Below are 22,868 nucleotides of genomic sequence, written 5' to 3'. Positions count from 1 at the left end.
GGTGGTCGCCGAGCACATCAGAAAGTGGCTGCAGGGGAACCCGACCCGCAGGTTGTTGGTGCTCGCCGATGAAGCGGATGCCTTCCTCACGGCCGATTCCCGGCCCGCTTACACGGCGGGTGGGCAGTCGACCTTCCCTACGGTCATGAAACTCCAGGGATTGATGGAGGAGTCGGACCGGCGTTTCAAGGTCGTTTTCGCGGGCCTGCACCAAGTCCAGCGCTTTGGGCATCTGTCCAATGTGACGGTGGTGCACGGCGGCCCCAGCATTCTCGTCGGCCCCCTCACGCACCCAGCCGCGCTGCGCCTGGTGGCGGAGCCGATGGCCGCTCTCGGCTATGCCTTCGACCGCCCAGAACTCGTGTGGCGGGTGCTCGCCGCGACCAATTACCAGGCAAATCTGGTGCAGATCTTCTGTAGTGAGTTGGTCCGCACGATGCACACCCGTTCGGTCGGCGAAGACGGCCGCCCAGCGACGATCAGTGAGGACGATGTACAGTCCGTCGCCGCATCGGATGTGGTACGCCAACGCATCGCCGAACGCCTGCGATTCACCATCAACCTGGAAGATCGATACCGCGTACTGGCCCTGGTCATCGCGCTGCGGAGTTTGGAGGACGGCTACGCAGGCGGCTACACGCCGAAGGAGCTCTTGGACCGAGCAGGCGAGGTATGGGCGGAGGGGTTCGCACAGCTTAGCGCTGGGCAAGTACGGATCTATCTGGAGGAGATGGAGGGGCTCGGACTGCTGATCCGGCTCTCCGACCAGCGCCGCTTCGCGGTCCGTAGCCCCAATGTCGTCAATATGCTCGGGACCAGGGACGAACTGGCCGTGGAGCTGGCGGAGACCGAGTTCGGCTTGCCGTACGACTACAACCCGAGGGCGGCGCGCAGGCTGCTGGGCCCTGACCAGGAAGGCATAGCACGATTCAGCCCGCTGACGGAGGGGCAGCTCTTCGAGGGGCTCAGGCCCGGGGTGTCCATCGTCGCAGCCTCCGCGTTGTTCCAGACTCCTATGATCGTGAGGGCTGTCTCCGTGTATGCCGAGAGTCGTGGCATGAAGGTGCTCAGCCATGGCGCCCGGGATGATCTGGGCGGATGCGTCGCCGATGCGACCCGGCTGCGGATTCCGCATGTGATCGTTGCTGATCTGCGTGGCATCGGCTCGTTGGCCCTTAAGGATGCGTCGGAACGTCTTCTCGCTTATACGGGACCGACGGTGTCGGACACGCCCGCGGCCCGGCCGTTGGATGCGCGCGATGGCACAGCGACCCGAGTCGCCGTGATCCTCGCCGACCCAGTGCCTGCAGCGGAACTCATCGACGGTCCAGTGCGATTTGTCCGTCCTGAACGCTGGTCGGTCGACAGTCTTCGCTCATGGCCGGAGTGTCCCTTCGGTTCCCTCGACGAGCGTCGGCGGCTTATCGGCGCCACCGGTGGCTGGCCGCATCTGGTGGAACGGGTCATCTCCCTGGTCACCCGTGGTGGTTTCACGCTCGAAGGGGCGCTGAGCTCGGCATGCACGCTGACGGTGGAGGCGACCCCGGTCCGCATCCATCTGGAGCGATCAGGGCTGAGTGCTCCTCAGCTCGACCTTCTTACCTTGTGGAGTGCTCACGTCGAGGAAGGGGGGCGCGTCGGGACCGCAGATGTCGCTGCTGTGCTGGACCTGACCGTTGCGGAGGCCGAAGTATTGCTGCTCCGATTGGTTGATCTGGATCTGCTGGATCAGAGCGACACCGGTGTGGCTCTCGACCCGGTCACATTCCGCGCACTGATCGCTGCGCGGGTGGCGAGCGACGGAGCGGCGGAATGACCGCTGGGCACGCTACGGCGGCTCTGCCGCGGTTGGCGGGGTTGCCGGGCCCTGCTCGCCAGCTGCGGCGGATCGCCGAGGATCTCGAGGGAGGTTTCAGTTGCGTGTGGGTGTTGCCGGACGGGTTGGTTGCTTCGGGGCAGGCGCGGGAGCTCCTCGAGGAGTTGTTGTACGACATGCCCGAGGTGCTGAGAGTTCCGTCCTCGGGGCAGCTTGACGCTCCAGCCGATATCCCGTTCGGGGGAGCTTCCCAGGTGCCACAGTTCGACCCGGACACCGTGATCATCGATGACTACGACGACGGGTTCGGCGGAGTTTGGGCGCAGGTCACCGTCCCGTCCCCGTCAGTGAGCGAACGGATCGCCGGCCAGCCGCGTCGCCCGACGTTGCTGGAACGGGTTGGGAAAGAAATCGGCCAGATCACCGATCCGCTGGGAGCATTGACCTCGCCCGAAGCTGGATGTCAACCCGTGATCGTGGTCTGCGGCTGGCAGGAGCCCGATTCGAGCGACACCGCCCGACTCCTGCGCAGTCTGTCCGTGTCGGTCAAGTCGGCCGGGCTGCCACGTCCCCGTCGTCCCCGGGCACTCGCCGTCGTGCGGCTCACAGATCTCCCCGACGCGGTTGTGGACTCGCTCGACATGGAGACCACAGTCGTGCACTGGTGGTGGGGCACGTTGAGTCGGTTGGATACGGCAACCGTGACCGCGACAGCACGCCCCCGAAGCCGTTCACCCATCGGAAAGGCGGGGCACGGCAGCGCCGCCGCTGCTTGTCACCGGATTGCGGAAGCGCTGCGTGAAGAGGTCATCACACAGATCAGCGGTCCCGACCTTAACCTGGCTGTATGCCTGTCGCGGGACTGGGACGGCGTTCTGACCTCTCTCGTCAGTGTGTTGAGTGTTCTTTCCGGTGATCTGCGCCGGCCGTTCCCTGAGGCGCTCGGCCGTACGGCCCCGGTCGCCGTGGAGCGTCCGCCTCTGGAATTGCGAGACTTCTGGGCAGCCGGAGCGATCGACTTCTGGGATGGGCAGCTACGCGGGCCACTGGCCAGCTGGGCCATCACCAGGGACGGCAGATCGACCGCGGATCTCGACGCCATGATTTGGCAGGCGCAGAGCAGAGTACTGCTGCCCCTCATCGATGGCGCTCGCGCCGAGCTGGCGGCACTGCTGCCTTCCGCCGCGGTCCACGGACCAGTCCGGTTGGCCGAGGGCTACGGACCGCGGGGTTCTGGGCAGGGGCTTGTCGCGGGGAGCCGGGCAGCGGCAGTGGAATCGCTCGCTGCCATGGAAGTGGGTGACATCTGGGCTGCGGTCCGAGCAGGTCAGGTGCTGTTGCCGGCTGGTGAGGTCAACCGGCTCAAGTACTTGCGCTTGGCACGGAACAAGCTGGCGCATCGGTGTGCTCTGGATGACGGCTTGGCCCGTGATCTCGGCCGTGCGCTGGTGAGACCGTAAGGATCTGGTCGGGACCGCCGGATGCCCCGGGTAGAGGCTGATTCGGCGTATCAATTTGGAGTTAGCTGCGGTCGAGCCCCCGGCAGTGGAAGGCGTGTCCGGCGGCCTCGGCCGACGCCGTCTCCGCGTCGCCCGCGCGGATCGCCTCGACCAGCCGGGCGTGGTCCAGGTGCTGCTCCGGGCGCAGCACCTCGCCGACGTCCGCGCGCAGGAAGTCGCGCAGCACCTCGCCGAAGTCCGCGTAGAGCTCGACCAGCACGTCGTTGTGCGAGGCGCCGACGACCGCCAGGTGCAGCGTCGCGTCCGCGTCGACGAACGCGGCGGCGTCGCCCGACTCCCAAGCCCGCTCGCGGCGCTCCAGCAGGGTGTCGAGATGCCGCAGGTCGCGGTCGGTGCGGCGGGCGGCGGCCAGCCCGGCGGCGGACGCCTCCAGGGCGCTGCGCAGCTCGGCGACATGGCGCGGATCGGCGTCGGCGAACCGGCGCTGCATGACGCCCGCCAGCTCGCTGGTGGCCACGACGTAGGTGCCGGAGCCCTGCCGGATGTCGAGCAGTCCGTTGTGGGCCAGCGCCCTGACCGCCTCACGGACGGTGTTGCGGGCGACGCCGAGCTGTTCGACCAGTTCGGGTTCCGTCGGGATACGGGAGCCGACCGGCCACTCACCGGACGTGATCTGGGTGCGCAGCCGGGTGATCACCTGGTCGGCGAGCGTGGACTGCCGGGGGAGTGGACCGAGATTCATCCCATCATTCTATGATGGGTGCATGCGCGATGACGAACCCCTCACCCTCGACCGCGACGAAGCCGTGTCCCGACCGGGTTCCGCACCCGGTTCCGCGCCGGTCTCCGAAGCCGCTCCCGGGCCGGAGACGCCGGCGCTGCCCGTCTGGACGCGCCGCCTCGTCCTCGCCGGGCTGGTGCTCGCCGCGCTCAACCTCCGTCCCGCCGTCACCAGCCTCGGGCCGCTCATGAAGGAGGTCAGGGCCGGCCTCGGCATGAGCGGCGCCGTGGCCGGGTTCCTCACCTCCGTGCCCGCCCTGTGCTTCGCGCTCTTCGGCATCGCCGCCCCGCGACTGGCCCGCCGCTTCGGCGCGGGCGCCGTGGTGTGCGCGGGCATGGCGGCCATCGCCACCGGACTGCTGCTGCGCCCGTTCGCGAGCGGCACCGTGCTCTTCCTCGCCGCCAGCGCCGTCGCACTGGCCGGCATAGCGGTCAGCAACATCCTGATGCCGGTGATCGTCAAGCGGTACTTCCCCGACCGGGTCGGCGCGATGACCGGGCTCTACTCGATGGCGCTCTCCCTCGGCACCGCGGCCGCCGCCGCGGCGACCGTGCCCCTGACCTCCGCCATGGGCCACGGCTGGCGGCTCGGGCTGGGCGTCTGGGCGGCGCTCGCCGTCGTCGCGATCGTGCCGTGGCTCGGCCTGGTCCGGGACCGCAGCGCCGCCGCGCGGCCCGCCGCCGCGGGCAGCGGCCCCGCCACCACCACCGACGGGAACACCGGACGGATCATCCGCAGCCGTACGGCCTGGGCGCTGGCCTGCTTCTTCGGCCTGCAGGCCACCGCCGCCTACGTCACGATGGGCTGGATGCCGCAGATCTTCCGCGACGCCGGGCTCTCCGCCGGCACCGCAGGGGCGCTGCTGGCCGTGACGATGGTGATGGGCGTCCCGCTCTCCTTCGCGCTGCCCTCGCTCGCCGGCCGGATGCGGCACCAGGGTCCGCTCGTCGTCGTCCTCGCGCTCTTCGGCCTCGCCGGGTACACCGGCCTGTGGCTCGCCCCGGCCGGCGCCCCCTGGGTGTGGGCCCTGCTGCTCGGCATCGCCAACTGCGCCTTCCCGCTGGCCCTGACGATGGTCGGGATGCGCTCGCGCACCGGCGCGGGAGTGGTCCGGCTGTCCGCCTTCGCGCAGAGCACCGGCTATCTGATCTCGATCCCGGGACCGATCCTGGTCGGCGCCCTCTACCAGCACAGCGGCGGCTGGGACCTGCCCATCGCGCTGATGGCCGCGCTCATGGTGCCGCAGATCGTCGTCGGCGTGCTGGCCGGACGCAACCGGTACATCGAGGACGAACTGTGACCGCGCCGCGGGCGACCCCGCCGCGGTCCTCTCCGGCGCCGGTGCGAGACTGGGGCCATGCCCGTACTTGAGCCCAACCCCCCGCACAGCCAGAAGCGACTGATGATCATCATCGGTCTGATGCTGGCTGTTCCGGCCTTCGTCGCGATCATCGCGACCGTCGCGGCCAAGTTCGGCTGAACCGCCGCCCCTGAGGCCGATGGTGGGGACAACCCCACCATCCCTAGGGGGGCCAGGTCAGGGTCAAGTGGGTGGCCCGCCCGATGGGATCGTCGAGTGCCCTTCCGTAGTTTCGAAGGGTCAGAACATTCCAGCACTTCACGGAGGCGGTCACCGTGTCCACCCAGTCCATCCAGGCACCCACCCGCCCCTCGCGGCACACGGTCGGCCAGGGGGCCGGCGGGGTCCAGACGCGCCTCCCGTGGTGGGCCGTCGCACTGCCCGCGCTCGCCTTCGCCGCGCTGCTCATGCTGATCGCCGGACCCGGCCGGAGCGACACCTCGGCGGCCGAGCCCGCCGGTCAGCTCATCGCCCGCATCGCGGACGCGCTCCCCGGTATCGCCCAGCACCTCCTGTGATGCCGGGGCCTGTGACGATCGGCGCCCACGGGCCGGTGCCCGCCGTAACGGCTACCCCGCGCCTGATCGCGGATTTTCTGGAAAGCTGAGGGGCATGAGCGTCGACTCGCCCCGCACGATCGTCCTACTCCGTCACGCCAAGGCCGACTGGCCCTCGGTCGCCGACCACGAGCGGCCGCTGGCCGAACGCGGTCGCACGGACGCCTCCGTAGCGGGCCGCCGGCTCGCCGACGCGGGGATCGCCCCCGACCTGGTCCTGTGCTCCACCGCCGCCCGCACCCGTGAGACCTGGAAGCTCGCCGCGCACGAGATGCCGCAGCGCCCCAGGACCGTCTACGAGGAGCGGCTGTACGAAGCGAGCCTGGGCGAGCTGCTGGCCCTGCTCAACGAGACCCCCGACGACATCGGCACCCTGCTGGTCATCGGCCACAACCCCGGCATGCACGCCCTCGCCGACGCCCTCGCGGGCACCGCCGAGGCGGACGCCCTGGCCCGGATGAACCGCGGCGGCTTCCCGACCGCGGCCTTCGGCGTCGTCACGTTCTCCGGTTCCTGGAAGTCCGTCGAGCACGGCGTCGGCCGGCTGGCCGACTACTGGGTGCCGCACGAGGCCTGAGCCCGTCCGGACGGACCGCGCGGACCGTGCGGCGAGGCCTGGTGCGATCCCGGGCCGGCCTAGGCCGTGTCTGACAAATCCCTCCCCCAGCTACCGCTGGGGGTGCCCCCAGCCCGGGGCGCCTGGCACGCACGCTCTCCCCCAGCTACCGCTGGGAGGTGCCCCCAGTTGTCGGGCTCATCCACGTACCCCGGTACGAGGACGACCCTCCGCCTTGCGATCGCACGCACCAGACGCCCCGGGCCCCGCCCTCCGGGCGGACGCCGCTATTTGTCAGACACGGCCTAGTGACCTGAGTCAGAGATTCGGTGGCAGTAGGCGGCGACCTTGTCGAGGATCTCGTCAGCGGTCTTCGTCCAAATGAAGGGCCGGGGTTGGTCGTTCCAGTCGGCCAGCCAGGTTCGGACGTCGCGTTCGAGGGCCTGGACGGAGCGGTGGACTCCGCGCTTGAGTTTCTTCTGTGTGAGCTCGGCGAACCACCGCTCGACCAGGTTCAGCCACGACGCACTTGTGGGTGTGAAGTGCAGGTGGAAGCGCGGGTGGGCCAGCAGCCACTTCTTGATCTCGGGTGTTTTGTGGGTCGCGTAGTTGTCGAGGATCAGATGCACCTGGAGCCCGGCCGGGACTTCCTTGTCGAGCTTGGCCAGGAACTTCTTGAACTCGATGGCCCGGTGGCGGCGGTGCAGTGATCCGATCACCTTGCCGGTCGCGACCTCGAGTGCCGCGAAGAGCGTCGTGGTGCCGGCGCGAATGTAGTCGTGGCTGCGGCGTTCTGGAACGCCGGGCATCATCGGCAGCACCGGTTGTGACCGGTCCAGGGCCTGGATCTGCGACTTCTCGTCCACGCAGAGGACCAGGGCCTTCTCCGGCGGATCGAGATAGAGGCCGACGACATCGCGGACCTTGTCGATGAAGAACGGGTCCGTCGAAAGCTTGAAGGTCTGCGAGCGGTGCGGGGCCAGGGCGAACGCCCGCCAGATCCTTGAGACCGTCGACTGCGACATGCCCGTGGCTGCGGCCATGGAACGGGTCGACCAGTGCGTTGCGTTCTTCGGCGTCTCCTCGAGCGTCCTGACGATCACTCGTTCCACATCCGCGTCGGTAATCTTCCGCGGGACACCCGGCCTGGGCTCGTCACACAGGCCGTCCAAGCCGTTCTCCAGGAAGCGCCGCCGCCAGGTGCGGACCGTGTCCGGAGCGATCCGCAGACGACGGGACACCTCCATGATCGAGTGACCGTCCGCGCACTCCAGCACGATCCGCGACCGTTGAGCCAACGCTTGCGCGGTTGTGCGCCGACGCACCCAGCCCTCCAGCACGGCCCGCTGGGGCTCAGTCAGTAACAACGGCGGAATCTTCGGACCCGGACGGCTCATACCGAACTAACGCCAAACCTCCGACTCAGGTCACTAGCGGGATTCCGTCGGGGCGCCGTCCAGCGCGTCGGCCGCCTCGACCTCTTCCCGCGTGATCCCCAGCAGGTACAGGACGGTGTCCAGGAACGGCACGTTGACCGCGGTGTCGGCGGCCTGCCGGACGACCGGCTTGGCGTTGAACGCGACACCCAGTCCCGCCGCGTTCAGCATGTCGAGGTCGTTCGCCCCGTCACCGATCGCGACGGTCTGGCTCAGCGGCACCCCGGCCTGTTCCGCGAAGCTCCGCAGCAGCCGCGCCTTGCCGGCCCGGTCCACGATCGGTCCGGTCACCCGGCCGGTGAACTTCCCGTCCACCACCTCCAGGGTGTTCGCGGCCGCGAAGTCCAGCCCCAGCCGCTCCTTGAGATCGTCGGTGACCTGGGTGAAGCCGCCCGAGACGATCCCCACCTGGTAGCCGAGCCGCTTGAGCGTGCGGATCAGGGTACGGGCGCCCTTGGTGAGCCGGACCTCGGCGCGGACCTTGTCCACCACCGACTCGTCCAGCCCCGCCAGCAGCGCCACCCGGGCGTGCAGCGACTGCTCGAAGTCCAGCTCGCCGCGCATCGCCGCGGCGGTGACCTCGGCGACCTCCGCCTCGCACCCGGCGTGCGCGGCGAAGAGCTCGATCACCTCGTCCTGGATGACGGTGGAGTCCACATCCATCACCACCAGCCGCTGGGCCCGCCGCTGCAGCCCGGCCGGGACCACCGCCACATCCACCCCGCGCGCGGCCGCCTCCATCGCCAGCGCCGAGCGCAGCGCCAGCGGATCGGCGCCCGAGACGGCGAACTCGACCGCCGTCACCGGGTACTTCGCGAGCCGGAAGATCCGGTCGATGTTGCCGCCGGTGGCGGTGATGCAAGCCGCTATGGCGGCTGTCGACTCGGCCGTCAGCGGGTGGCCCAGGACCGTCACATGGGAACGTCCCTCACCGCGCGGCCGGTTGTCACCGATACCGGAGATGATCTCGGCCTGCATCTTGATCGACTCGGACCAGCTGTGCACGGTCGAGCGCAGCTCGCCCTCGGCGCCGGGCGCGGTCGGCGCGGTCACCAGCGCGCACAGCACCATCCGGCCCCGCGTGACGACCTGTTCGATGTCCACGACGTCCACGCCGAACGCGGCGAGGGTGTCGAAGAGTCCGGCGGTGATGCCTGGGCGGTCCTTGCCGAAGATCTTGACGAGGAGGGTGGGCGCGTCCGCGGAGGGAACGGCGGCGACAGGGATGGGCTGCGTGGCGTCGTTCATGGTGACACCACCGTATCCGGCGGCCTCAAGGACGCGACGAGCCGTCCCGCGTGGCGGACACCCATCCGGACCCGCGCAGCGGGAATCCGACCCGAATGCCCGCCGACGCCCCCGCCTGCCGCCTGCGCGGCGCCCTACTGCCTGCGGGGCGCTCCCGGCGGAGGCGGCGGTTCGCCCGGTGGGTCGGGCCATTTGTCGGTGCGGCCGCCGCCACGGGAACGGCGCGGCAGCGGCGGGGGCAGCGGGGCGCCGGCCACCGTCCGGGCCGCGTGCGGCGAGTCGTTGCCGGCGCCTCCGGCGGGCTCCGCCGGCTGCTTGTACGGGTTCGGCCCGTCCTCCTCGGGACGGTACGCCGGGCTCGGAACATAAGGCCCCGGCTCGTAGGCGACGGCCGGGTAGGTCCGCGCGGAATCGCCGGCCGTGCCGCCCGGCGCCGGGCCGGTCGCCAGCGGCGCCGCCTGCCGTCCCGCGGCGCCGGTCGCCAGCGCCAGCAGTGCGCCCACGCCGCCCGCCCCCGCACCCCAGGCGGCGCCCAGCAGCAGCGCCAGCGGGACGCTGCCGTGCAGTTCTATCCCGGCCCCGACGGCGTCGAAGCCGAAGACCGACAGGTTGGCGTTAACCGAGACCCCGGTCAGCCACACCAGCAGCGGGAACGCGACGGCCGACGCGACTCCCAGCCGCAGCGCGCAGCGCCCCGCGTATCCGGCGCGCGATCCGGGCCCCAGCGGGGTGCGGGTCGCGGTGAGCGCCCCGGCGGTCAGCATCATCAGCGCCACCGCGACCGGCAGCAGCCAGACCCGGTCGTCCAGCTCGGCGAGCCGGCCGAGCGTGATGGGTTCCCTGACCCCGCTGTTCAGCAAGCGGTCGAAGGGATCGGGCAGTACCTTCGCGAGCTCCCCGGTCGCGACGCCCTTCCACTGGACGAACAGGCCCAGCGGCAGCGCCAGCCAGACCCCGTCGGGAGCGCCGAGGAGCGCGGCCCCCATGATCCGGCCCGGCTCCTCGCCGGTGACCGCCGCGTACCCGGCGGCGGCGAGCCCCGCCACCACGGCGAGCACCAGCAGCCCGCACAGCGCGGAGACGGCGGGCCGTACCACCCGGTGCACGCCCTGCCAGCCCGGCGGCAGCGGCGTACGGCGCGAGGCGAGCAGCGCGATCAGCAGCACCACCAGCACCCACACCAGACCGCGCAGCAGGGTGGGCACGGTGTCGACGTGGAAGCCGACCGACGTCTTGGCCTTGATCAGCCCCTGCAGACCGTCGGAGAGTCCGCCGCCCCCGATGTCCCCGATACCGGGCAGCTTGTCCAGGATGCCGCCGGTCTGCGGAGCGCCGAGCGAGGCGCCGTCGATGGCGATGGTGTCCTGGCCGGCCCAGGACAGCCCGCCGAGTACGGCGGTGAAGAACACCGCGACCGCCAGCACCCGGGCGGCCAGTTCACCGGCGGAGACGACCGTCCCGGCCTTGCGTAACGACCGCAGGAAGACCCACACCAGCAGCAGTGCGCCCACCAGGCTCACGCCCAGCGGCATGACGCCGATGGCGCCCTGGGTGCCGGCGCTGTCCATCCCGAACACGGCGACGTCGCCCGACGGTCGGACCCGGCCGCCCGCCGCCATCGCCACCACCGCGGCCGTCATCGGTCCGAGCGAACCGGCGGCGTCCGCCCCGAGCAGATGCAGACCGAGCGCGGCGGTGCCCGTCATGGCCAGAAACGCCCAACTCACGGACGCGATGGCGGAGAGCAGTACGCTCACCCAGGGCGTGGTCCTAGCGGTCATCCCGGCCCCCCGAGGTCGTGTCCTTGGGCGGTTACTACTCTCCGGTGGCATTTGGGCGCAGTCAACGCTGCCGGCGGGCGTACTTATCGGAGGGCGGGTTCCGGTTCGACTGCCGGGCCTGAAATAGTTCCTCCCGATGTTCGCAATCCCTAGACTCCCCGCATGGGGAAATACCGGGGGACAACTTTTGGGGCTTGGGGTGCCTGAACTCGTACTCGAATTGAACGGTCAAACCTGGACGCTCGACCCATCCAGGTCGTACAGCCTCGGGCGGGATCCGCAGGGAGACATGGTGTTCGACGACGCCAGGGTCTCCTGGCGGCATGCCACCATCCGCTGGGGCGAACGCAGTTGGATCGTCGAGGATCTCGGCAGCACCAACGGCACCTATGTCCAGGGCCAGCGCATCCACCAGATGGAGGTCGGACCGGGCTCCGCCGTGAACCTCGGCAACGCGACCGACGGCCCCCGTCTCAACTTCAGCGGCGGCCAGCAGGTCAGCGCCGATCTCTACAGTGCGGAGACGTCGCTGGCGCAGCCGCACCAGGCACCTGCCGCACGGCAGGCCCCGCCGGTCCAGCAGCCGCACCGGCCGCCCGTCCAGCCGCAGCAGGGTGGCTGGAACCAGCCGCCGGCGCAGGTTCCGCAGCAGCAGGGCTGGCCGCAGCAGCCGCAGCAGCCGCAGGGCGGGCAGCAGCACCGCAGCCCGACCACGATGCACCACTTCTCGATCAACCAGGTCACGAAGATCGGCCGTGCGCTGGAGAACGACCTGGTCGTCTCCGACCTCCAGGTCTCCCGGTTCCACGCCGAGTTCAAGGCGCACCCCGACGGCCGCTTCGAGATCGTCGACCTGGGCAGCCACAACGGCACCTATGTCAACGGTCAGCCGATCCAGCGCCATCTGCTGGGCCCCCACGACATCGTCGGCGTCGGCCACTCGACCTTCCGGCTCGCCGGGGACCGGCTCGAGGAGTTCGTCGACACCGGCGAGGTCTCCTTCTCGGCCCGGCGGCTGACCGTCACGGTCCCGCAGGGAAACACCACGAAGACGATCCTCAAGGACGTCTCCTTCGGTGTCCCGGAGAAGTCGCTGATCGGGGTGATCGGCCCGTCCGGTTCCGGCAAGTCCACGCTGCTGCGTGCGCTGACCGGCTACCGTCCGGCCGACCAGGGCGAGGTGCTGTACGACAACCGAAACCTGTACAAGCAGTTCGCCGAGCTGCGCCAGCGCATCGGTCTGGTCCCGCAGGACGACATCCTGCACAAGGAGCTGACCGTCCGCAAAGCACTGCGGTACGCGGCCAAGCTCCGCTTCCCCGGTGACACCGCGACCGACGAGCGCAACCACCGGATCCAGGAGGTCCTGCAGGAGCTCAAGCTCGACATCCACGCGGACAAGCGCATCACCTCCCTCTCGGGGGGCCAGCGCAAGCGGGTCTCCGTCGCGCTGGAGCTGCTCACCAAGCCGTCGCTGATCTTCCTGGACGAGCCGACCTCCGGCCTCGACCCGGGTATGGACCGCGACGTCATGAAGCTGCTGCGCGGTCTGGCCGACGACGGCCGCACCGTCCTGGTGGTCACCCACTCGGTGGCCGAGCTGGCGCTGTGCGACAAGCTGCTGGTGATGGCGCCGGGCGGCTCGGTCGCCTACTTCGGCCCGCCGGAGGAAGCGCTCAACTTCTTCGGTTACGAGACCTGGGCCGACGTCTTCTCGGCGTTCGAGAACTATCGCGACTACGACTGGTCGGGCCGCTGGCACGGCTCGCAGCACTACCAGATGTACGCGGCCGACCTGGACGCCGCCCCGCAGGCCGTGGCGGTCGTCCCGCAGATGGCCACCCGCCCGCCGAAGCCGCAGAGCTGGGGTTCCCAGCTGTTGACGCTGGTGCGCCGCTATCTGTCGGTGATCGCGTCCGACCGCGGCTTCATCGGGCTGATGTTCATCCTGCCCGCAGTGCTCGGTGTGGTCAGCGTCGTCATCCCGGCCGACAGCGGTCTGGGCCCGGGTCCGCTCAAGGCCCACCTGGTCAACAAGGACGCGGGCACGATCCTGCTGATCCTCGCGGTGGGCGCCTGCTTCTCGGGCGCCGCCAACTCGGTACGAGAACTGATCAAGGAACGGGTGATCTACGAACGGGAACGGGCCACCGGCCTGTCCCGCTCCGCGTACCTGATGTCCAAGGTCATCGTGCTGGGTCTGATCACGGCCCTGCAGGGCGTCATCATCTGCGGCATCGGCTTCGCCCCGCGGGCCATGCCCACCGAGGGCGTGATCTTCAAGAGCTCACCGGCGATCGAGATGACGCTGGCCGTCATCGCGCTCGGCTTCACCTCGATGATGTTCGGCCTGATCATCTCGGCCCTGGTGAAGACCGCCGAGAAGACCATGCCGCTGCTGGTGATGTTCGCGATCGTCCAGGTCGTCTTCACCGGGGTGCTCTTCCAGCTCTACGACTCGATCGGCGTGGAGCAGTTCGCCTGGCTGATGCCGGCCCGCTGGGCCGTCTCCGCGCTGGGCACCACCGCCCAGCTGAACGTCCTCATGCCGTGGGACGCGGCCAACCCGGACCAGCTCTGGGAGCACACCGCGGCCCAGTGGATCGTCGACATGGGCGTGCTGGTCGTACTCGGGGTCATCTGCGGTGTCGTGGTCGCGCGGCTGCTGCGCCGCCACGAGCCGGAGGTCATGCGCAAGTAGCGCGCAGGGACCGACAACGCCGAAGGGCGGCCGTACCCCTGGGGGTGCGGCCGCCCTTCGGCGTGGTGGACCGGTGCTCAGTAGGCCGAGTCGACGTTGTCGATGGAGCCGTAGTTCGCGGCCGCGTAGTTGCACGCGGCGGTGATGTTGGCGACCGGGTCGTAGATGTCCATGGAGGTACCGGCGACGTGGTACTGCTGGAACGTCGGGTCGATGACCTGCAGCAGACCCTTGGAGGGTATGCCGGCCATGGCGTTGGAGTCCGTGAGGTTGATGGCCTGCGGGTTGCCCGAGGACTCACGGATGATGTTGCGGTAGATGCCGTCGTAGCTGCCCGGGATGTTGTGGGCGGCCATGACCGACAGCGACTCCTTGATCCAGCCGTCGAGGTCGTTCGAGTACGAGACGGCGGCCGGGGCGGCCGGAGCCTTGGTCTCGGCCTTCGGCTTGGCGGCGAGGGCCTTGCGCTCGTGGGAGCGGTTCGCGGCCTGCTCCGCCTGCTTGCGCTTGGCGGCCTCGTCAGCGGCCTTCTTCTTGGCGGCGTCGTCGGCCGCCTTCTTCTTCGCGGCCGCGGCGGCCGTGTCGGCCGCCTTCTTCTTGGCCGCGGCCTCGGCTGCGGCGTGCTGCGAAGCGGCGCCGGCCTGGTCGGTAATGCTCTGCGGGCCAGCGGTGCTGACCACAGCGATGTTGGAGGGCTCGCCGGCGGCGAGGGCCGTTCCGTCGGATCCCTGGACACCAGCGGTGATGGCCAGAACCGTCAGAGCGGCGGTTGCGGTGCCTGCTACGGCGAACGAATGCACCTTGTTCAGGCGGCCGAGCTTCGGGAGCGTCGGGAGCTGCATGGGGGAGTTACCTCTTCCAATTGCGGACTCCGGCATTGATAGCCGGGTAAAAACCGCAGGGCAAAGAGGTCGATTACTAACGAAAGTCGTAGTTGCGGGTTGAACGGCAGGGCGTGTTTACGGGCCCCTTACGCGCCGTGGGCACCCTCCCGGTCCACTATCCGGCTTCGTAAGTGACGTACGTCCTATCGGGCAGGTCACACGGCACCACCCCCGCCATCGACGGATCGTCATGACGGGGGTGCGCACGGTGACGGCTTTTCAGGTGTCCTGGCAGCGTGCCCGGAATCGGCGCCGGAAGCGCCCCCGGAACGCCTACGGGAGCAGCAGGTTCACGTCGCCGAACTCGTGCCACAGATAGCCGCCGCGCACGGCTTCCGCGTAGACCCGCTCCAGCAGCGGAGCGCCCGCCACCGCCTCCAGCATCAGCAGGTGGGAGGCCGCCGGCTCATGCAGCCCGGTCAGCAGCCCGTCCACGGCGTGTACCCCGCGTTCCGGGGTCAACACCAGACCCGTCCAGCCCCGCGCGGCGCGGACGGTGCCCCGGCCGTCCGCCGCCGACACCAGCGCCCGTACGGCCGTCGTACCGACCGCCACGACCCGGCCGCCCCCGCTGCGGGCGGCGTTCACCTGCCAGGCGGTGCTCGGCGACACCTCGAACCACTCCGGGTACGGCGGCTCATGGGTCTCGGCCGAGGAGACCCCGGTGTGCAGGACGATCGGCGCTATCTGCACACCCCTGCTGACCAGGGAGGTCACCATCCCGGTGGTGAACGGCCGGCCGGCGCTCGGCATCTCCGCCGAGCCGCGGCCGTCGGGCGACGGCACCGAGAACACCGTCTGGTACTCCGCGAGCGGCTGGTCCCGCTCGGTGTAGCCGTACCGGATCGGCCGCCCGTGCCCGTGCAGATAGGCGGCGGTGTCCGCCATCGACGGCCGCGCCAGCCACAGCCGGTCCCCGCGCGGCGACAGCGGCTCCTCCAGCACCAGGTGCTCCCCGTCCGGCAGCTCCACGACCGCCCCGGCCGGTCCGCCGGCCCGCGGCACCGTCGTGCCGCGCCCGTCGGGCCTGCGCACCTCCACGGCCCACCGGTGGTCGTCCTGGCGGGTCGAGAAGTGCACGGTCACCGGTTCCAGGCCGAGCCGCCCGCCGACCGCCGCGGGCAGCGTCCGCGAGGTGTTCACCACCAGGACGTCACCCGCCCGCAGCAGCCCGGGAAGCTCCCGGAAGGAGTGGTGCGCCACCTCGCCGGCCGCCGCCCGACCGACCAGCAGCCGTACGCCGTCCCGCCGCCCGGCCGGCGCCCGCGCCGACAGCTCGGGCGGCACCCGCAGCCCCCGCAGCCCCTCCATCGTGGTCACCGTGCTTCCAGCAGCGCCGGAGCGGAGTAGCGCCCGCTGGGCGCCTCCTCGTCCAGCAGTCGCAGGAAGGCCGGGGCGACGTCCGCCGGCAGCAGCCGGTCCGACGGGTCGTCGTCCGGGACCGCCGCCGTGTACAGCTCGGTCCGCAGGTCGCCCGGATCCACCCACCACACCCGCAGCCCCGGCTCCTCCACGGCCAGCACCGCGGACAGCTGCTCCAGCGCCGCCTTGCTCGCCCCGTAGCCGCCCCACGTCCCGTACGCCTCCACGGCCGCGTCGGAGCTGATGTTCAGCACCGCGCCGCCCGCCGCCCGCAGCAGGGGCAGCGCCTCCCGTACGAGCCCCAGCGGCGCCACCACGTTCGTCTCCAGCGCGGCGCGCAGCCCGTCCACCGGAAGCTCCGCCAGGGCCACCAGCGGCTCGGCACCCAGCGCGCTCGCGTTGTTCACCAGCAGATCGACGCCGCCGAACGCGCGGGCCGCCGCGACGAGCGCGGTCCGGTGGGCGGCGTCGGTGACATCGCCCGGCACCGCCGCCACCCGTCCGGGGCCCTCCCGTTCCAGCTCCGCCGCCGCCGTCTTCAGTACTCCCTCGGACCGCCCGTCGAGCACCAGGTCCCAGCCACGCCGGGCGAGCGCCCCGGCCAGGGCACGGCCCAGTCCCCGCGAAGCCCCCGTGATGATCGCCACCGCCATCGTCGTCCCACCCTCCGAGCCGCCACCGGACCCGTTGCCCAGCGGCTCCCTTCACCGTAGGAACGCCGACGTATCCCGCGCCTCGGCCGTCCGCCGCACGTCGGGGGGCACTTTGCCCTAGGTCGCCGGCCCGATCCGCCGGAGCCGCGGCGCCGGTAGGTTGACGACATGTCCAACCGGTCGCCCAGAGGCGGAATCGAAGCGGTCAGCGACGCGGTCCTCGCGATGAGCCGGCACCTGGAGGTGCGCGAGGTGCTGCAGACGATCGTCGCGTCCGCCCGCGAGCTGCTCGACGCCGAGTACGCCGCGCTCGGGGTGCCCGACGATCACGGCGGGTTCGCCCAGTTCGTCGTCGACGGGGTGAGCGACGAGCAGTGGAAGGCGATCGGCCCGCTGCCCCGGCAGCACGGCATCCTCGCCGCGATGCTCCATGAGGCGACCCCGCAGCGGCTCGCGGACGTCACGCAGTCCGACTCCTTCGGGGGCTGGCCGCGCGCCCACCCGGACATGACCGACTTCATCGGGATGCCGGTCGTCGACGGCGAGGAGATCCTCGGCGCGATCTTCCTGGCCAACAAGCTGGGCCCCAGAACCGGGCCCGCCACCGACTGCGCCTTCACCCAGGAGGACGAGACGCTGCTGCGGACCCTGGCCGCGCACGCCGCCATCGCCCTCACCAACGCCCGCCTCCACGAGCGCAGCCGCGAACTCACCCTGGCGGGCGAGCGGGCGCGCATCGCCCACGAGCTGCACGACGCGGTCTCCCAGAAGCTCTTCTCGCTGCGCCTCACCGCACAGGCCGCGGCCGCCCTGGTCGACCGCGACCCGGCGCGCGCGAAGGAGGAGCTGAAGCAGGTGGCGGCGCTCGCCGCCGAGGCCGCCGACGAGCTGCGCGCCGTCGTCGTCGAGCTGCGGCCCGCCGGACTGGACGAGGACGGCCTCGTCGCGACCCTGCGGACCGGGGCCGAGGTGCTCGACCGGGCCCACGCGGCCCATGTCACCTTCACGTCCCACCAGGTCAAGGCGTTGCCAGCGGCCCAGGAGGAGGCGCTGCTGCGGGTCGCCCAGGAGGCGCTGCACAACGCGCTGCGGCACGCTGACGCCGGAGCCGTGACCGTCTGCCTCTTCGGCCGGGGCAAGGGAGCGGTCCTGCGGGTCCGCGACGACGGCAGCGGCTTCGAACCGTCCGCGGTGCGCCGTGCCGGACGCCATCTCGGCCTGGTCTCCATGCGCGACCGGGCGAGCGGCGTGGGCGGACACCTGACAGTGGAATCGGCGCCCGGCAAGGGCACCGTCATCGAGATGGAGGTGCCCGGTGGCTGAGCCAGCGGGGCAGGCACGCATTCGCGTATTGCTCGTCGACGACCACCAGGTGGTGCGCCGCGGACTGCGGACCTTCCTGGAGATCCAGGGCGACATCGACGTCGTCGGGGAGGCGGGGGACGGCGACGAGGGCGTGGCCCGCGCCGAGGAACTGCGTCCCGACGTGATCCTGATGGACATCAAGATGCCCGGCGCCGACGGCATCTCCGCCCTGCGCAAGCTGCGCGAGCTCGGCAACCCCGCCCGGGTGCTGATCGTCACCAGCTTCACCGAGCAGCGCACCATCGTCCCCGCCCTGCGGGCCGGCGCGGCCGGCTACGTGTACAAGGACGTGGACCCCGAGGCGCTGGCCGGTGCGATCCGCTCCGTGCACGCCGGCCATGTGCTGCTCCAGCCCGAGGTGGCCGACGCCCTGCTCTCCCAGGAGTTCCCCACCGGCGGCCAGGGGCGGGGCAACGCCCTCACCGAACGGGAGCGCGAGGTGCTGACGCTGATCGCCGACGGGCGCTCCAACCGGGAGATCGCCCGCGCGCTGGTGCTCTCGGAGAAGACCGTGAAGACCCATGTCTCGAACATCCTGATGAAGCTCGACGTCTCGGACCGCACCCAGGCCGCGCTGTGGGCGGTCAGACACGGCATCGGGGCACCTCCGGAGGCCTGACCGGCCATACCGGACCGGTGTGTTCCGGTATCGGATTCATTCCGACGGGTGGATGTGGGGCCGGTGGCGCATCCTGACCGCCGGTGGCCCGTTCTGTAGGGAGTACCGCGGCGGCTGGTCGCGGTGCACCCTGCAAGGAGGAAGTTCGAAGTGAAGATCCTGAAGACCGCCGCGGCCGTCACCTTCGTCGCGGGCGGGCTCGCCATGGCCGGAGCCGGTGTCGCCTCCGCCCACAGCGGCGCCGAGGCCCACGGCGTGGCCGAGGGCTCGCCCGGCGTCCTCTCCGGCAACCTGCTCCAGGTTCCCGTGCACGTCCCGGTCAACCTCTGCGGCAACACCGTGAACGTGATCGGTCTCCTGAACCCGGCGTTCGGGAACGAGTGCGTCAACCAGTAGTCCCGCCGCGGCCCCGCCGCGACGACCGGCCCCGGAGGCACCGCTTCCGGGGCCGATGCGTTCGATCGAACCCCCGTGCGTTCGATCCGGTGATCCCTTCGGACGTATCCGGTCCGCGCCCCGTGTCATCCGGCCGGGCCGGGCGTTCATCACCGTGCGGCCCCGCGGCTGGGCCGTACCGCAACAGGAGGATCGTTTCCCATGAACACTGCCAAAAAGGCCGCCCTGGTCATCGCCGTCACCGGAATCGCCGCGGGTGTCTCCGCCGGTTCCGCGTTCGCGAGCGCCGATGCCTGTGGCTCCGCCACCGACTCCCCGGGCGTGCTGTCCGGCAACCTGCTCCAGGTGCCGGTGCACGTCCCGGTCAACGTGACGGGCAACACCGTCAACGTGATCGGCCTGCTCAACCCGGCGTTCGGCAACGCGTCGTCGAACATCGGCTGACCAGCCCCGCACGACCGTGAAGGCCCCGCGTTCCACCGGTGACACCGGCGGACCGCGGGGCCTTCCACGTCATCCCGGTGCGGCTCAGGCCCGGCGCTCCGACTCCTCCACGTACGCGTTGTACGCCGCCACCTGCGCCCGCCGCGCGGTCCGCTCCACCGGCCGCAGCAGCTCCGCACGCGCGGCGATCTCCGACGCGCTCACCGCACCCCCGTGCCCGTCGGAGGCGATGGCGACCAGGGCGCCGACCCGCTGCGCCAGCGCCAGCACCCGTACCGCCCGCGGCGGATAGCCGGGCGCCAGCAGATCACGGCCGCGCTCCGCACGCGCCCGGTACGCGTCCAGGGCGGCCTGCGCGGCCGGCCCCGCCCCCGCCACGTCCAGCCGGGTCAGCGCCTCGGTGGTGTCCCGCAGCGCCTCGGCCAGCTCCCGCTCGGCCTCGCCGAGCGACGGCACATCGGCCGGCGGGCCCTGCCGCACCTCCAGGCACTTCCACTCCACCTCCACATGCACATCGCCGCGCGGCCCGGCCTCGCTCACTTCGGGTACGAGGCCGAGCGCCGGGCCGCCGACCGCGATCACGGCCTCGCCCGCGGCCAGCGCCCGCGCGTTGAAATCCGCCGGGCCGCTGAGGCCCAGCGGATGTCCCGGCGCGGGCAGCGCGACCCGCAGCCCGGTCGTCCCGAGCGCGCGCAGCCGGCCGAGGCCGAGCGTCAGCCCGACCGGGCCGGTCTCGCCCGGCAGTCCGGTCATCCGGTGGACCGCGTCCTCGCCCAGGACCTCCTGGGCGACATCATCCGGTGCGGCAAGTCCGGCAAGTAGGGCATTTCCCCACGCCGCCAGCCGTCCTGATCGAGGTTCATCAAGCATCCCCCCAGCCTAAGGAGTGGAGCGCCCGACGCGTGGCGTAGGTTTTCCCTCGGGGCTCTGCCCGTGACAACCGAGACTGCAATGGGAGACAACGCGCTCATGAGCGATGTGCTGGAGCTGGTGGACGTATCGGTGGTCCGCGACGGGCGGGCTCTGGTGGACCAGGTCTCGTGGTCGGTCGCCGAGGGCGAACGCTGGGTGATCCTCGGACCGAACGGCGCGGGAAAGACCACCCTGCTCAATGTCGCCTCCAGCTATCTCTTCCCGACCACCGGCACCGTCCAGGTGCTCGGCGAGAAGCTCGGCAGCGTCGACGTCTTCGAACTGCGCCCCCGCATCGGCATGGCCGGCGCGGCCATGGCGGACAAGATGCCGCGCGGCCAGACCGTCCTGCAGACCGTGCTCACCGCCGCGTACGGCATGACCGCGCACTGGCGGGAGAGTTACGAGAAGGTCGACGAGGACCGCGCCCGCGCCTTCCTCGACCGGCTGGGCATGTCCGACTACCTGGACCGCAAGTTCGGCACCCTGTCCGAGGGCGAGCGCAAGCGCACCCTGATCGCCCGCGCCATGATGACCGACCCGGAGCTGCTGCTCCTCGACGAGCCCGCGGCCGGCCTGGACCTCGGCGGCCGTGAGGACCTGGTACGCCGCCTCGGCCGGCTCGCCCGCGACCCGATCGCACCCTCCATGATCATGGTGACCCACCATGTCGAGGAGATCGCCCCCGGCTTCACCCACGTCCTCATGATCCGCCAGGGCAAGGTCGTCGCCGCAGGACCGGTCGAGCTGGAACTCACCTCGCGCAACCTCTCCCGCTGCTTCGGCCTCCCGCTGGTCGTCGAGCGCAGGGGCGACCGCTGGACCGCCGCGGGACTGCCGCTCTCTTAGGAATCGGCCGCCCGGCCGGGGGGGAGCAGCCTGTAACGCCCCCCGGCGGCACGCCCGTTCGTGCTTCCCCGCGCCCGCCCCCGCGCACGGAAGGCCTGTCACAGATCACCCCCGCCCCCCTACGATGGGGAGGTGGACCCATGGGTGTGGTGGCTGATCGCCGCCGTAGGACTCGGCATACCGCTGGTGATCACGACGATGCCCGAATTCGGGATGTTCGCGGTCGGCGCCGTCGCGGGGGCGATCGTCGCCGCGCTCGGCGGCGGCATCGTCGTCCAGGTCATCGTCTTCGTGATCGTCTCGGTCGCACTTCTCGCGGTCGTCCGCCCGATCGCCTACAAGCACCGGACGCAGCGGCCCGAACTGCGCACCGGGATCGACGCGCTGAGGGGGCGGCAGGCCGTCGTCCTCGAACGGGTCGACGGCGGCGGCGGACGCATCAAGCTCGCCGGAGAGATCTGGTCGGCGCGCGCCCTCGACGAGGAACGGAGCTTCGACCCGGGCGAGAAGGTGGACGTCGTGGAGATCGACGGCGCGACGGCCGTCGTCATGTGACCGAGGACTTCCGACCAACCGATACGGCCGCCGCGGTCGTGCTCCGGGAATTCGCCGAACCTGAGCGCACCGCCGCAGTGGTCTGCGAGAATTGATCATGTCGTAGTACGTCCGCAAACGGCGCGGGAGTGGACATGCAGCCGATCATCATCGTCCTGATCATCCTGGTGGTGCTCGTCTTCGTCGCGCTCATCAAGACGGTCCAGGTCATCCCACAGGCGAGTGCCGCCATCGTCGAACGATTCGGCCGCTACACGCGGACGTTGAGCGCGGGCCTGAACATCGTCGTTCCGTTCATCGACACGATCCGCAACCGCATCGACCTCCGCGAGCAGGTCGTGCCGTTCCCGCCGCAGCCGGTGATCACCCAGGACAACCTGGTCGTCAACATCGACACGGTCATCTACTACCAGGTCACCGACGCCCGCGCGGCGACGTACGAAGTCGCCAGCTACATCCAGGCGATCGAGCAGCTCACCGTCACCACGCTCCGCAACATCATCGGCGGCATGGACCTGGAACGGACGCTGACCTCCCGCGAGGAGATCAACGCGGCGCTGCGCGGCGTCCTGGACGAGGCCACCGGCAAGTGGGGCATCCGCGTCAACCGCGTCGAGCTCAAGGCGATCGAGCCGCCCACCTCCATCCAGGACTCGATGGAGAAGCAGATGCGCGCGGACCGCGACAAGCGCGCCGCGATCCTCACCGCCGAAGGCATCCGGCAGTCCCAGATCCTCACCGCCGAAGGTGAGAAGCAGTCCTCCATCCTGCGCGCCGAAGGTGACGCCAAGGCCGCCGCGCTGCGCGCCGAGGGTGAGGCCCAGGCCATCCGTACGGTCTTCGAGTCCATCCACGCGGGCGACCCGGACCAGAAGCTGCTGGCCTACCAGTACCTCCAGATGCTCCCGAAGATCGCGCAGGGGGACGCCAACAAGCTCTGGATCATCCCCAGCGAGCTCAACGACGCGCTCAAGGGCCTCGGCGGCATCGTCAATCTCCCCGGCGCCCCGTCCAACGGCGCCGGCGGCGGGAACAACGGCGGCAGCAACGGCAACAGCGGGGGCGGCGACGACTTCCCCGCCCCGCGCCGCGAGACCCCACGCTTCGACAAGGACTGACCCTCGGGCATGATC

22 protein-coding genes are annotated in these 22,868 nt (G+C 70.6%); 14 read left to right on the top strand and 8 right to left on the bottom strand.

Annotated elements, in window-relative coordinates:
* The first annotated feature begins 1 nt into the window (after nt 1).
* Together LNW72_RS11110 and LNW72_RS11105 are read left to right on the top strand one after the other, a co-directional pair.
* Complete coding sequence (locus LNW72_RS11110) at nt 2–1,816, top strand: hypothetical protein (RefSeq protein ID WP_250975243.1); 1,815 nt, start codon at nt 2–4, stop codon at nt 1,814–1,816.
* Entirely contained in the window at nt 1,813–3,276 is a 1,464-nt protein-coding gene (locus LNW72_RS11105; protein WP_250975242.1) for a hypothetical protein, read from the top strand. Before LNW72_RS11110 ends, LNW72_RS11105 begins: the two co-directional genes overlap by 4 nt.
* A gap of 61 nt (nt 3,277–3,337) precedes the next feature.
* Here the strand turns inward: LNW72_RS11105 and LNW72_RS11100 are convergent, their stop codons facing one another.
* Nucleotides 3,338–4,018 carry an FCD domain-containing protein gene (locus LNW72_RS11100; RefSeq protein WP_250975241.1) on the bottom strand — a complete coding sequence of 227 codons (681 nt, stop codon included), beginning with the start codon at nt 4,016–4,018 and terminating at the stop codon, nt 3,338–3,340.
* Between the two features lie 22 nt (nt 4,019–4,040).
* Here LNW72_RS11100 and LNW72_RS11095 point away from each other — a divergent pair, with 22 nt between their 5' ends.
* The 4 genes from LNW72_RS11095 to LNW72_RS11080 all read left to right on the top strand — a co-directional run bounded on the left by LNW72_RS11095 (nt 4,041) and on the right by LNW72_RS11080 (nt 6,551).
* The gene (locus LNW72_RS11095) at nt 4,041–5,357 is read left to right on the top strand and encodes an MFS transporter (protein ID WP_250975240.1); all 1,317 of its coding nucleotides are present in this window, start codon (nt 4,041–4,043) and stop codon (nt 5,355–5,357) included.
* 57 nt (nt 5,358–5,414) lie between these two features.
* Entirely contained in the window at nt 5,415–5,537 is a 123-nt protein-coding gene (locus tag LNW72_RS11090) for an SGM_5486 family transporter-associated protein (protein WP_250975239.1), read from the top strand.
* A gap of 170 nt (nt 5,538–5,707) precedes the next feature.
* Nucleotides 5,708–5,935 (top strand): hypothetical protein, encoded by a 228-nt coding sequence (locus LNW72_RS11085; RefSeq protein WP_250980102.1) that lies wholly within the window; start codon nt 5,708–5,710, stop codon nt 5,933–5,935.
* A 94-nt stretch (nt 5,936–6,029) separates the two neighbouring features.
* Nucleotides 6,030–6,551, top strand: coding sequence for a histidine phosphatase family protein (locus LNW72_RS11080; protein ID WP_138354968.1), 522 nt, complete (start codon nt 6,030–6,032; stop codon nt 6,549–6,551).
* Between the two features lie 284 nt (nt 6,552–6,835).
* Here LNW72_RS11080 and LNW72_RS11075 read toward each other — a convergent pair whose 3' ends face one another.
* The 3 genes from LNW72_RS11075 to LNW72_RS11065 form a co-directional block, all read right to left on the bottom strand.
* The gene (locus LNW72_RS11075) at nt 6,836–7,927 is read right to left on the bottom strand and encodes an IS630 family transposase (RefSeq protein WP_250973875.1); all 1,092 of its coding nucleotides are present in this window, start codon (nt 7,925–7,927) and stop codon (nt 6,836–6,838) included.
* Between the two features lie 33 nt (nt 7,928–7,960).
* Nucleotides 7,961–9,214: a phosphoserine phosphatase SerB gene (serB, locus tag LNW72_RS11070; protein WP_250975238.1), complete on the bottom strand. Its 1,254-nt coding sequence runs from the start codon at nt 9,212–9,214 to the stop codon at nt 7,961–7,963.
* A gap of 134 nt (nt 9,215–9,348) precedes the next feature.
* A complete protein-coding gene (locus LNW72_RS11065) occupies nt 9,349–10,995 on the bottom strand; it encodes a streptophobe family protein (RefSeq protein WP_250975237.1) in 1,647 nt (548 codons plus the stop codon).
* A gap of 199 nt (nt 10,996–11,194) precedes the next feature.
* Here LNW72_RS11065 and LNW72_RS11060 point away from each other — a divergent pair, with 199 nt between their 5' ends.
* Nucleotides 11,195–13,696, top strand: coding sequence for an FHA domain-containing protein (locus LNW72_RS11060; RefSeq protein WP_250975236.1), 2,502 nt, complete (start codon nt 11,195–11,197; stop codon nt 13,694–13,696).
* Between the two features lie 77 nt (nt 13,697–13,773).
* Here LNW72_RS11060 and LNW72_RS11055 read toward each other — a convergent pair whose 3' ends face one another.
* From LNW72_RS11055 to LNW72_RS11045, 3 genes are all read right to left on the bottom strand, one after another.
* The gene (locus LNW72_RS11055) at nt 13,774–14,538 is read right to left on the bottom strand and encodes a transglycosylase SLT domain-containing protein (protein ID WP_250975235.1); all 765 of its coding nucleotides are present in this window, start codon (nt 14,536–14,538) and stop codon (nt 13,774–13,776) included.
* 315 nt (nt 14,539–14,853) lie between these two features.
* On the bottom strand, nt 14,854–15,891 hold the full coding sequence (locus LNW72_RS11050) for an S-adenosylmethionine:tRNA ribosyltransferase-isomerase (protein WP_250980101.1): 1,038 nt from the start codon (nt 15,889–15,891) through the stop codon (nt 14,854–14,856).
* A gap of 5 nt (nt 15,892–15,896) precedes the next feature.
* Nucleotides 15,897–16,595: an SDR family oxidoreductase gene (locus LNW72_RS11045; protein ID WP_250975234.1), complete on the bottom strand. Its 699-nt coding sequence runs from the start codon at nt 16,593–16,595 to the stop codon at nt 15,897–15,899.
* 168 nt (nt 16,596–16,763) lie between these two features.
* On the opposite strand from LNW72_RS11045, the gene LNW72_RS11040 reads away from it, so the two are divergent.
* From LNW72_RS11040 to LNW72_RS11025, 4 genes are all read left to right on the top strand, one after another.
* Entirely contained in the window at nt 16,764–17,918 is a 1,155-nt protein-coding gene (locus LNW72_RS11040; RefSeq protein ID WP_250975233.1) for a GAF domain-containing sensor histidine kinase, read from the top strand.
* Nucleotides 17,911–18,579 (top strand): response regulator transcription factor, encoded by a 669-nt coding sequence (locus LNW72_RS11035; RefSeq protein ID WP_250975232.1) that lies wholly within the window; start codon nt 17,911–17,913, stop codon nt 18,577–18,579. The genes LNW72_RS11040 and LNW72_RS11035 overlap by 8 nt, the downstream gene beginning before the upstream one ends.
* 150 nt (nt 18,580–18,729) lie before the next feature.
* Entirely contained in the window at nt 18,730–18,975 is a 246-nt protein-coding gene (locus tag LNW72_RS11030) for a chaplin (protein WP_250975231.1), read from the top strand.
* A 201-nt stretch (nt 18,976–19,176) separates the two neighbouring features.
* Nucleotides 19,177–19,419, top strand: a complete 243-nt coding sequence (locus LNW72_RS11025) for a chaplin (RefSeq protein WP_138354961.1) — start codon at nt 19,177–19,179, stop codon at nt 19,417–19,419.
* Between the two features lie 84 nt (nt 19,420–19,503).
* On the opposite strand, the gene LNW72_RS11020 is transcribed toward LNW72_RS11025, so the two are convergent.
* On the bottom strand, nt 19,504–20,289 hold the full coding sequence (locus LNW72_RS11020; RefSeq protein ID WP_138354960.1) for a hypothetical protein: 786 nt from the start codon (nt 20,287–20,289) through the stop codon (nt 19,504–19,506).
* 81 nt (nt 20,290–20,370) lie between these two features.
* Here LNW72_RS11020 and LNW72_RS11015 point away from each other — a divergent pair, with 81 nt between their 5' ends.
* The 3 genes from LNW72_RS11015 to LNW72_RS11005 all read left to right on the top strand — a co-directional run bounded on the left by LNW72_RS11015 (nt 20,371) and on the right by LNW72_RS11005 (nt 22,853).
* Nucleotides 20,371–21,180: an ABC transporter ATP-binding protein gene (locus LNW72_RS11015; protein ID WP_164298432.1), complete on the top strand. Its 810-nt coding sequence runs from the start codon at nt 20,371–20,373 to the stop codon at nt 21,178–21,180.
* Between the two features lie 132 nt (nt 21,181–21,312).
* Nucleotides 21,313–21,735 (top strand): NfeD family protein, encoded by a 423-nt coding sequence (locus tag LNW72_RS11010; protein WP_138354958.1) that lies wholly within the window; start codon nt 21,313–21,315, stop codon nt 21,733–21,735.
* A gap of 134 nt (nt 21,736–21,869) precedes the next feature.
* A complete protein-coding gene (locus LNW72_RS11005; protein ID WP_250975230.1) occupies nt 21,870–22,853 on the top strand; it encodes an SPFH domain-containing protein in 984 nt (327 codons plus the stop codon).
* The last annotated feature ends 15 nt before the right edge of the window (nt 22,854–22,868 follow it).

Source organism: Streptomyces sp. RKAG293 (genome assembly GCF_023701745.1).
Taxonomy (GTDB): domain Bacteria; phylum Actinomycetota; class Actinomycetes; order Streptomycetales; family Streptomycetaceae; genus Actinacidiphila.
This window is presented reverse-complemented; position numbering and strand designations above follow the sequence as displayed.